The sequence below is a fragment of the Vibrio sp. V03_P4A6T147 genome (assembly GCF_002241085.1).
GTDB lineage: Bacteria > Pseudomonadota > Gammaproteobacteria > Enterobacterales > Vibrionaceae > Vibrio > Vibrio anguillarum.
The window spans coordinates 1-6,788 of the sequence record NZ_NDIO01000283.1 but is presented as its reverse complement, the minus strand read 5'-3'; the positions used below and the strand labels follow the sequence as shown (position 1 = coordinate 6,788).

5 protein-coding genes are annotated in these 6,788 nt (G+C 43.5%); 4 read left to right on the top strand and 1 reads right to left on the bottom strand.

Annotated features, from left to right (window positions below; translation table 11 throughout):
- The first annotated feature begins 337 nt into the window (after nucleotides 1–337).
- The 4 genes from nagA to asnB all read left to right on the top strand — a co-directional run bounded on the left by nagA (nucleotide 338) and on the right by asnB (nucleotide 6,236).
- A complete protein-coding gene (gene nagA, locus B9J84_RS11010) occupies nucleotides 338–1,474 on the top strand; it encodes an N-acetylglucosamine-6-phosphate deacetylase (RefSeq protein WP_094124134.1) in 1,137 nt (378 codons plus the stop codon).
- A gap of 2 nt (nucleotides 1,475–1,476) precedes the next feature.
- Nucleotides 1,477–2,688: an ROK family protein gene (locus B9J84_RS11005; protein WP_094124133.1), complete on the top strand. Its 1,212-nt coding sequence runs from the start codon at nucleotides 1,477–1,479 to the stop codon at nucleotides 2,686–2,688.
- Between the two features lie 24 nt (nucleotides 2,689–2,712).
- On the top strand, nucleotides 2,713–4,299 hold the full coding sequence (locus B9J84_RS11000; protein ID WP_017045500.1) for a cation:proton antiporter family protein: 1,587 nt from the start codon (nucleotides 2,713–2,715) through the stop codon (nucleotides 4,297–4,299).
- Nucleotides 4,300–4,571: 272 nt separating this feature from the next.
- Nucleotides 4,572–6,236 (top strand): asparagine synthase B, encoded by a 1,665-nt coding sequence (gene asnB, locus B9J84_RS10995; RefSeq protein ID WP_017045499.1) that lies wholly within the window; start codon nucleotides 4,572–4,574, stop codon nucleotides 6,234–6,236.
- Between the two features lie 81 nt (nucleotides 6,237–6,317).
- Here asnB and rfaH read toward each other — a convergent pair.
- A partial coding sequence (gene rfaH / locus B9J84_RS10990) for a transcription/translation regulatory transformer protein RfaH (protein ID WP_094124132.1) occupies nucleotides 6,318–6,788 on the bottom strand: 471 nt, incomplete at its 5' end.

Genomic DNA, 6,788 nt, shown 5'->3' with positions numbered 1-6,788 from the left:
AATACAAAGGTTTTTGATAGCGAGATCATAAAACTTATTTTACAATTAAAAAAAATGGAAATTAGGCGATAATATTTGCCTCTTTCATCGTCGAATAGCATGTAAGCTAAACAACCCCGACTGGCTTTTTTCGTATAAAATGCAAACTATAACCATCAAATAACCCAGTCAAAACGAGCACTTAATTTTAATGTCATCCAGCATTGGCTGTTTGCTAGCAAGATAATTCGCGACCTAATTGAAGTAAGAAAAGAAAGCACCGTACTGGCACATTCCACCTTTCATTTCGTCGCCTCGCCAAATTTATAAAATATTGATAGATAAGGATTTGATAATTATGTACGCACTAACTAACTGTAAAATCTACACTGGCAGTGATGTGCTAGTTGACCATGCTGTGATTATCAACAACGAGTTGATTGAAGCGGTCTGTTCTATTGCGGATTTACCACAAGATATAGCGACACAAGATTTAAATGGTGCAAACCTAAGCCCAGGCTTTATCGACCTGCAATTGAATGGTTGTGGCGGTGTGATGCTGAATGATGAAGTAACCGCGACTACGATGCAGACCATGCATAAAGCCAACCTAAAATCAGGATGCACAAGCTTTTTGCCAACGTTAATCACCTCTTCAGACGAAGACATGCGCAAAGCGATTTCTGCCGCACGTGAATATCACTCTCAATATAAAAACCAATCACTGGGTTTACACCTTGAAGGGCCATATCTTAATGTGATGAAAAAGGGCATTCACAGTGTGGATTTCATCCGCCCTTCAGATGACAACATGATCGCCACTATGTGTGAAAATAGCGATGTGATTGCTAAAGTGACATTGGCGCCAGAGCACAACAATCCAGAACACATTGAACGTCTGGTGAAAGCTGGCATTGTGGTATCGATTGGTCACACTAACGCAACTTATACTGAAGCACGTAAAAGCTTTGAATCAGGCATCACCTTTGCCACACACTTATTTAATGCCATGACGCCGATGGTTGGACGTGAACCCGGTGTCGTTGGTGCAATTTATGACACCCCAGAAGTTTATGCTGGCATTATTGCTGATGGCTTTCATGTTGATTATGCTAACATCAGAATTGCTCACAAAATCAAAGGCGAAAAGCTTGTATTAGTGACCGATGCCACAGCTCCTGCAGGCGCTAACATGGATTACTTTATTTTTGTCGGTAAGAAAGTATATTACCGTGATGGTAAGTGTGTTGATGAAAACGGCACACTGGGCGGCTCAGCACTCACTATGATTGAGGCAGTGCAAAACACTGTTGAGCACGTTGGTATCGCATTGGACGAAGCTCTGCGGATGGCAACTCTGTATCCGGCAAAAGCAATTGGTGTGGATCACAAACTAGGCCGAGTAAAAAAAGGCATGGTGGCGAACCTCACTGCATTTGATAGAGACTTCAATGTTCAGGCGACGGTTGTTAACGGACAATACGAGCACAATTGATAATGAATGGCGGACAAATAGGTAACGTAGATTTAGTCAAACAACTCAACAGCGCAGCAGTGTACCGATTGATCGACCTACAAGGTCCGATATCTCGTATTCAAGTTGCCGATGTGAGCCAACTTGCTCCAGCAAGTGTTACAAAAATAACCCGCCAACTTCTAGAACGCGGCCTCATTAAAGAGGTCGCACAACAAGCCTCTACCGGCGGACGTAGAGCCATCTCCTTAACAACCGAAGTCGCCCCTTTTCACTCTGTCGCCGTACGTTTAGGCCGAGATTACATTCAGCTCAGCCTGTATAATTTAGGGGGCAAAGAACTCGCGTCGGACTATCACGAGTTTCACTATTCTCACCAAACACAATTAATTGAGGGACTCCTTTTCCACCTCAATACCTTTATCAAACAACAGCAAGAGCGAATCGAACAGTTCATTGCCATTGGTATTGCCCTACCCGGCTTAGTCAACCCAGAAACGGGTGTCGTAGAATACATGCCCAACATTGCTATTGATGCACTCGCTTTAGGTGACATCATTCGTGATAATTTTCATGTTGAATGTTTTGTTGGCAACGACGTGCGCGGTATGGCGCTTGCCGAACATTATTTTGGTGCCAGCAAAGACTGTCAAGACTCTATCCTAGTCAGCGTTCACCGAGGAACTGGTGCTGGCATTATCGTCAATGGTCAAGTATTCCTAGGCTATAACCGTAACGTGGGTGAAATTGGTCATATCCAAATCGACCCACTCGGAGAACAGTGTCAATGCGGAAATTTCGGCTGTTTAGAAACGGTAGCCGCAAACCCGGCTATTATATCTCGTGTTAAAAAACTGATTGCTCAGGGCTATGAATCTAGCCTAGCGAATATAGAGAGCATTACCATCAATGATGTATGTGAGCACGCCAATCTCGGTGATGAGCTAGCAAAACAGAGCTTAATTCGAGTGGGTAATCAACTCGGTAAAGCCATTGCGATGACCATCAACTTGTTCAACCCACAAAAAGTGGTAATTGCAGGTCAAATTACAGCCGCTCAAGAGATCGTATTCCCCGCGATTCAACGAAATGTAGAGAATCAATCACTCAAAACTTTCCACACCAATTTACCCATAGTCGCGTCGCAGATTGATAAACAACCAACCATAGGTGCAATAATAAAAGGCTGTGTCGTCATGACACAGCCTTTTTTACAACCAAAACATTATTTTTAAACCAAAGCATTACTAAAGGAATTTATGGAACTTATCCTAATTTCAACGGCTTTTTTCGCAGGGTTTATTGCCTTGAAATGCAATTTACCTCCGTTGGTTGGCTTTTTAGTTGCTGGGTTTGGCCTTAATGCTGCTGGCTACCACAGCAGCGATACCATTCTGACCCTAGCCGATCTAGGGGTTACCTTATTGCTGTTCACAATTGGACTTAAGCTAGAGATTAAAACCTTACTTGCGAGAGAGATTTGGGCTGGTGCCACGGTTCATAACCTCCTTTCGACAGGGATTTTCAGCATTGCTTTATTGATATTCAAATATTTAGGGGTTAGCTCTCTGGCCTCCATGTCAATTGAACAATTAGTTCTGCTTGGTTTTGCTTTGTCATTCTCCAGTACTGTTTTTGCGGTGAAATCACTGCAAGAGAAAGGAGAAATGAACGCGACATACGCCACTATCGCCATCGGTATTCTTGTGATGCAAGATATCTTTGCTGTCATATTTTTAACCGTCTCGACAGGAAAACTTCCTCATTGGTACGCTGCCACTTTATTGATCCTACCCTTTATGCGGCCACTATTTTACAAACTGCTCGACTGGGTTGGTCACGGTGAAATGCTTGTTCTGTTTGGTATATTTTTTGCCTTAGTGGTCGGAGCAGGATCATTTGAATTGGTTGGGATGAAACCCGATCTTGGTGCTCTGATTTTAGGCATGCTGCTAGCAGGCCATCGCAAAGCATCTGAGCTGTCAAAATCACTCTTTAATCTAAAAGAGCTGTTTCTCGTCTGCTTTTTCCTCAATATTGGGCTATCAGAACAGCCCACAATGACTGGGTTTGCGCTCGCATTGTTGCTCTTACTGCTGCTTCCCATCAAAGGTATCCTCTATTTTTGGGTACTCAACCGCTTTAAATTCCGAGTGAGAACCTCACTGTTAGCCACCTTGTCTTTATTCAATTTCAGTGAATTCGGACTGATTGTGGGGGGGCTTGCTTTCAAAATGGGATGGATGTCGGGTGATATATTGGTCGCACTGGCCATTGCGGTATCCATTTCATTTGTAATCGCAGCCCCAATAAGCCGTAAAGGCCATGAACTCTATCAACATTCACGGCAATGGCTAAAAGAACATGCCGCTGAAAAACTCAACACCAAAGATCAATTAATTAATCCAGGCCATGCCCAGGTACTCATATTAGGGATGGGCCGCATCGGTACCGGTGCATATGATGAGTTGCGCTCTCGTTATGGCAAAATAAGTTTAGGCATAGAAGTCCGAGAAGAAGTTGCTCATGATCACCGCTCACAAGGGCGCAATGTTATTGCTGGTGATGCAACCGACCCTGATTTTTGGGAGCGCATTCTAGACACTGGTAATGTAAAACTCGTACTGCTTGCTATGCCGCATCATCAGGGTAACCAAATCGCGCTATCGCAGTTACAACACCGTAATTTTAAAGGACAAATCGCAGCCATCGCCGAATACCCAGACCAATTGGAATCACTATTGGAAAGTGGTGTTGATGCGGCATTCAACATCTATAGCGAAGCGGGTAGCGGTTTTGCCCGTCACGTATGTAAACAGCTCCAACCTAATTTTACTAAACCGTAATAATGCCTAGGTAAGCCATCGCAATTTTTAGGTAAAACATTGTCATTTCTATGCCCAACTCAATACGGCACCAGAGCTTAGTTGGGCATAATTTACCCACCACTGCTCAAAAAAAGAAAACAAATAGAAAAAATTCACATAAATCGCACATTATTTAAATGACATTCACCAAGATGCACCTTGCGTGATATTAACGACACCATATGGTTGCTTTTTTTAACCAGAATGGCAAATTAGGTCCAACAGATTAAAAATCATCAAAAGGAAGTTGTATGTGTTCTATATTTGGCATTCTTGATATTAAAAGTGATGCAACAGCGTTACGCCCAATAGCGCTAGAGATGTCTAAAAAAATGCGTCACCGCGGCCCTGACTGGTCTGGCATCTATGCTTCAGAAAAAGCAATCTTGGCTCATGAGCGCCTTTCTATTGTCGGTTTAAACAGCGGCGCACAACCACTTTACAGCCCAAATAAAAAGCACATATTAGCGGTCAATGGTGAGATTTATAACCACAAAGAAATTCGTGCTCGTTACCAAGGTAAATACGATTTTCAAACCGACTCTGACTGTGAAGTGATATTAGCGCTTTATGCAGACATGGGTGCCGCGCTGCTTGAAGAACTCAACGGCATCTTTGCCTTTGTGCTCTATGATGAAGAAAAAGATGAGTACCTCATCGGGCGTGACCATATTGGTATCATTCCTCTTTACCAAGGCCATGACGAACACGGTAACTACTACATTGCATCCGAAATGAAAGCTTTGGTAAGCATTTGCAAAACTATCAGTGAATTTCCTCCTGGTAGTTACTACAGCTCGAAAGAGGCAGGTGCACAACGCTACTATATTCGAGATTGGAATGAATATGCGGCAGTCCAAGGCAATAGCAGCAGTAAAGAAGAGCTAAAACAAGCATTAGAAGCGGCCGTGAAGCGCCAACTGATGACAGATGTACCTTATGGTGTTTTGCTTTCTGGAGGATTGGACTCTTCAATTACGTCAGCCATTGCGAAACGTTACGCTGCAATGCGAATTGAAGATGATGAACAATCAGAAGCATGGTGGCCACAGCTTCACTCTTTTGCGGTGGGTTTAGACGGTGCTCCAGACCTTAAAGCGGCTCGCGAAGTTGCTGAAAAAATTGGCACTGTACACCACGAAATGACTTATACCATCCAAGAGGGTTTAGATGCTATTCGTGATGTTATTTACCATATTGAAACGTATGACGTGACGACAATTCGAGCCTCTACTCCGATGTATTTGATGGGGCGAAAAATCAAAGCCATGGGTATCAAAATGGTACTTTCCGGCGAAGGAGCGGATGAGATCTTCGGTGGTTACTTATACTTCCACAAAGCACCAAACGCGCAAGAATTCCACGAAGAAACTGTGCGTAAACTGCTGGCGTTGAACTTGTTTGACTGCGCTCGCGCTAATAAATCTTTAGCGGCTTGGGGAGTGGAAGGACGCGTTCCTTTCCTAGACAAAGAGTTTATTGATGTTGCAATGAGGCTTAACCCTGCTGACAAAATGTGTGGCAATGGCAAGATGGAAAAACACATTCTACGTGAGTGCTTTGAAGATTATCTGCCAGCCTCGATTGCTTGGCGTCAAAAAGAGCAATTTTCCGATGGTGTGGGCTATAGCTGGATTGACACACTAAAGAGTGTTGCTGAAGAAAAAGTTACCGATCAACAGATGGAAACAGCAAAATACCGCTTCCCATATAATACTCCAGCGACAAAAGAAGGGTATGTTTACCGCGAGATCTTCGAAGAGCTGTTCCCGTTAGAGTCTGCTGCACAATGCGTTCCTGGAGGTCCTTCTGTAGCTTGTTCTTCCGCCAAAGCAATAGAGTGGGATGAATCCTTTAAAAATTGTATTGACCCGTCAGGCCGAGCTGTCAAAGCGGTGCATAATGAAGCGTACTAACCAAAACGCTGGCTAATAAAGCAAATAAAAGGCGCAAAATGCGCCTTTTATTTGTCTAAAGAGCTTACTGTAGAGAGTCAATCACGAATCTAATTCTAAATGTTTATTATCAATGCTCATCGGTATCACTTGGCTGATCATTTTAACCAGCATAATCGATCGCGTCTCACCATCGGGCTCTTGGTAAATAGCATCAATTCCTGAGAACTGCCCACCCTTAAGTCGAACTACCTGCCCTTTTTCTGGAATATTGAACGATGCTACCGGTAATTTTAACTGGTCGAGTAACTTCAATTCCTCGATCAAATCACTGTCCAACTCCTTCGGATGTGAACCAAATCGGATGAAATCAACCACACCGCGAGTAGAGCGCACACTAGTAAAGGTTGGGCCAATTTCAAAATCAAAGTAAATGAACATATAGGAGGGAAAAAGTGGCTCTTTGACAACTTGCCGCTTACCCCGAAGAATTCTCTCTAGTTCAATTTCTGGGTAGAAACATTCGACACCTTGGTTTTCAAGGTGTGCTTTAGCACGCCTCTGATCGCCACG

Bases quoted from the DNA above. Each gene is read 5' to 3' on its own strand.
- nagA (WP_094124134.1), top strand. From the start codon at position 338: ATGTACGCACTAACTAACTGTAAAATCTACACTGGCAGTGATGTGCTA.
- B9J84_RS11005 (WP_094124133.1), top strand. From the start codon at position 1,477: ATGAATGGCGGACAAATAGGTAACGTAGATTTAGTCAAACAACTCAAC.
- B9J84_RS11000 (WP_017045500.1), top strand. From the start codon at position 2,713: ATGGAACTTATCCTAATTTCAACGGCTTTTTTCGCAGGGTTTATTGCC.
- asnB (WP_017045499.1), top strand. From the start codon at position 4,572: ATGTGTTCTATATTTGGCATTCTTGATATTAAAAGTGATGCAACAGCG.